Source organism: Micromonospora sp. RTBAU3-60 (genome assembly GCF_054963695.1).
On record NZ_JBUEGB010000156.1, the window covers coordinates 1 to 3,275 of the forward strand.

A 3,275-nucleotide genomic window follows, 5' to 3' on the forward strand; every position below is an offset into this window, starting at 1 on the left:
CCCGTCGCCGAACCTGCAGCATCGGCGGCCAACAGCCCGCCGGCTCGGCCGACCTCTCGCCACCGCGTCCGCACTTGCACGCACCAGGCCCAGACGCCTCCGAGGTTGTCGGCGCGCACGATCGGCGGCATGAGTAGCCCTGTGTCAAGCGGTGGTCGCGAGGACGGCCTGCAGAGCTCGGTGGCGGGTGGGGTCGTAGGCGACGCGGTCTTGCCAGCAGCGCCAGATCACGTGCAGCCAGGCACGGGCGAGGATTCGCGTGGCGTGGGGGTGGTCGTGGCCTCGAGCCCGGGCCCGTCGGTAGAGGTCGGCGGCCCAGGGGTTGGCGTGGTGGGAGTCGCCGGCGAAGTCGATGACCGCTCCACGGAGTTGTTTGTCGACGGCCCAGCGGAAGCCGACGGTCTTCACTTTCCCGGACTGCCTGGTCGAGGGCGCAGCCCCGGCCAGGCAGGTGAGTGCTTCGGGCGTCGGGAAGCGGCCGCGGGCGTCACCGATCTCGGCCAGAAGCCGGGCCGCTCGCACGATCCCCGCCCGGGGCAGGGACGTGAACACTGCTGCGTCGGGATGCTGCAGCAGCTGGAGCTCAATCTGCTGCTCCAGCGCGCTGATCTGCTCGCGAAGGGCAGTCAGGCCAGCCACCAACGCGGCGGTGACGTGCGCCCGGGCGGTGGCTTCAGGACCGGTGCTCCCGCGGGTAGCCGCAACCAGGTGGGCGTGCAGCAGCCCGGCTCGTGCCGGGTTGGGGTAGGAGACGCTGCGCAGCCAGTTCTGCAGTCTGCGTGGCGACAGCCAGTCGACCTTGTCCTGCGTCCCGAAGCGGGTGAGGAAACTCAGGGTGATGGCGGAGTCGATGTCGCGGAACAGCCCGATCACGCCGGGCAGAACGTGTTCGAGGTGGGCGCGGAGCTGATTGGCCATCGCGACCCGGGCGGCGATGAGGTCCTTGCGGGCGCGGACGGTCATTCGCAACGTGACTGTCGCGGGAGAGTCGACGGTGAGGGGACGCAGGCGATGGTGGTCGGTGCGGACGGTGTCGGCCAGGACGTAGGCATCGAAGCGGTCGTCCTTGTTACCGGCTGCGCCGTAGCGGCGGCGCAGGTGCTTGATCTGGTTCGGGGCGATCACGAAGACCGTGAACCCTGCATCGAGGAGGGCCTCGACGATGGGTCCGTCGGGACGTTCGATACCGACCTCGAGCACAGCGGCTTTCTGCAGGCATCGCAGCAGCTTCCGCAGCCCCGCAGCGGTGTGCTCGACGAGCATCCGTTGAACCTCGACGCCGTCGGGGCCAACGATCGCGACGGCGTGTTCGGTGCTGGCCCAGTCGATGCCCGCAGTGGGTCGACGCATCGAGGGGTGGTGTCCGACACTCATGGTGTCCTCCTTGCTGTTGCAGCAGCAGGTGGGCACCTGGTGGTCTCAGGACACGGAAGCCGGTCGCTCACTGATCGGCGCTCGACGGCGCGCAGCCCTGTCGCCAGTCATACGTGCCCTGGGACCACCGGGCCCCGCGGAACTCATGCCGGACCTCTCCCGGTCGAGCGCGCAAGGCGGTGGCCCGGTGGGGACCAGGTGCGCCGACGACCCGAAATCGCCGGCACCAGACACGGTGCCCGACGAGACCGCCGACAGGAAGAGTCTGCGCAGTGAGCGCGCACCGGACTACGGGGGTTCAATGGACCGGCAGTGTCAGCGCTGCCTAACGGGTAGGTCCTTGGTGAGGCAGGTGGTTCCGTCAAAGCTGGCGGGTGGCATCGACTGGTAGCCCTCGCTGTGGTAGAGGTCGATGTTCCGCAGGCTCTTGGCGCCGGTGAACAGCAGGATGCGGCGGCAATCCGGTTGGGCAGCGGCTTCGGCGGTGCGTAGCAGCCACCGGCCCAGCCCCTGGCCTCGCAGGTCGGGCACGACGGCGAGGCGACCCACATGCCAGTCGGTGTCGACGCTACGGGCCCGCACCATGCCCAGCAGTCGGCCGTCCCGCCAGATGCCCGTGGTGTGCCAGGTCGCCAGCCAGTCACGTACCTCCTCCAGCGACTCGTGCAGGGCCGGTATGGCCATGGTGTCGTTGGCGACGGCCTCGTCCACCCAGCAACACCGCTGCAGCACTGTGACCTCGGGCGCGTCGTCGGGGGTCAGCCGTCTCGCGTAGGACCCTGGCAACGGTCCGGACAGGGCACCGGCTCGTGCGCGTTCGCGCATCGGCCGTAGGGCGTGGGCGACCCGGACCAGTTCGTCCAGCAGGCCGACACCCGCCGTGTCGCGGGCCGCGTCGGGCCGCAGCCGACCATTCTCCGTTGCGTCATCGATGCGGATCGCGACCGTGGCGCCCAACGGAACCAGGCGCAGCGTGGTCACCACCTGCTTGGCGTGCTGAACCGACCGGGTGCCCGCCGACGTGTGGCCGTAGCTGACGAAACCGATCGGCTTCCATGCCCATTCGCGGCTGAGGTAGTCCAGCGCGTTCTTCAGGGTCGCTGGCATCCCGTAGTTGTACTCCGGCGTGACCGCGATGAACCCGTCTGCCGCGTCGGCAATCGCGCTCCACCGACGCGTGTGCTCATGTCGGTAGACACCCGACGACGGGTGTTCCTCTTCGTCCAGGAACGGCAGGTTCAGATCGCCGAGGGCCACCGGCACAAGCTCGACGCCGAGTTCCGCGGCACGAGGGGTGATCGCCTCGATCAGCCACTCTCCCACGGCGGGGCCGAGGGCGCCGGGGCGGGTGCTGCACATGAGCGCCAGGACACGGATCGTTTTCGTTGACATGGAAACGAAGCTTAGATGCTAGATTGATTACATGTCAACAAGACCGCCGGCCAGCAACGTGCGTTGGTTGAACCCCGACGAGGAGAGGGCATGGCGGGCATTCCTACGTGTGATGGTCGCCGTTCAGACCGGCACCGCGCACGACCTGGCCGCGATCGGCCTCTCCGAACCCGACTACGAAGTACTCAGCACGCTGTCGGAGCAGCCCGACCACACCAGCACCCTGGGAAAACAGGCCGACAAGATGGGCTGGTCACGCAGTCGACTGTCCCGGCACGCCACCCGGATGGAAGCGCGCGGTCTCCTGCAGCGCGCACCCGATCCCACCGACGGCAGAGGCTGCCTCCTCGTACTCACCGCACACGGGCTCGACACACTCGACAACGCCGCACCGATCCACCTCGAGTCAGTACGACACCACTTCATCGACCGGCTCACCCCGGAAGACCTCACCGCCATCGAACAGATCGACCAGAGACTGAAAGAACCCCTAACCGGCGACGATTGAG

At 68.3% G+C, this 3,275-nt stretch carries 3 protein-coding genes; 1 reads left to right on the top strand and 2 read right to left on the bottom strand.

Annotated elements, in window-relative coordinates; all coding sequences use genetic code 11:
• Nucleotides 1-144: 144 nt before the first annotated feature.
• Nucleotides 145-1,374 (bottom strand): IS110 family RNA-guided transposase, encoded by a 1,230-nt coding sequence (locus ACY34I_RS40200; RefSeq protein WP_462760771.1) that lies wholly within the window; start codon nucleotides 1,372-1,374, stop codon nucleotides 145-147.
• Between the two features lie 315 nt (nucleotides 1,375-1,689).
• The gene (locus ACY34I_RS40205) at nucleotides 1,690-2,766 is read right to left on the bottom strand and encodes a GNAT family N-acetyltransferase (protein WP_462760769.1); all 1,077 of its coding nucleotides are present in this window, start codon (nucleotides 2,764-2,766) and stop codon (nucleotides 1,690-1,692) included.
• 31 nt (nucleotides 2,767-2,797) lie between these two features.
• Here ACY34I_RS40205 and ACY34I_RS40210 point away from each other — a divergent pair, with 31 nt between their 5' ends.
• The gene (locus ACY34I_RS40210; RefSeq protein WP_148802483.1) at nucleotides 2,798-3,274 is read left to right on the top strand and encodes a MarR family winged helix-turn-helix transcriptional regulator; all 477 of its coding nucleotides are present in this window, start codon (nucleotides 2,798-2,800) and stop codon (nucleotides 3,272-3,274) included.
• The last annotated feature ends 1 nt before the right edge of the window (nucleotide 3,275 follow it).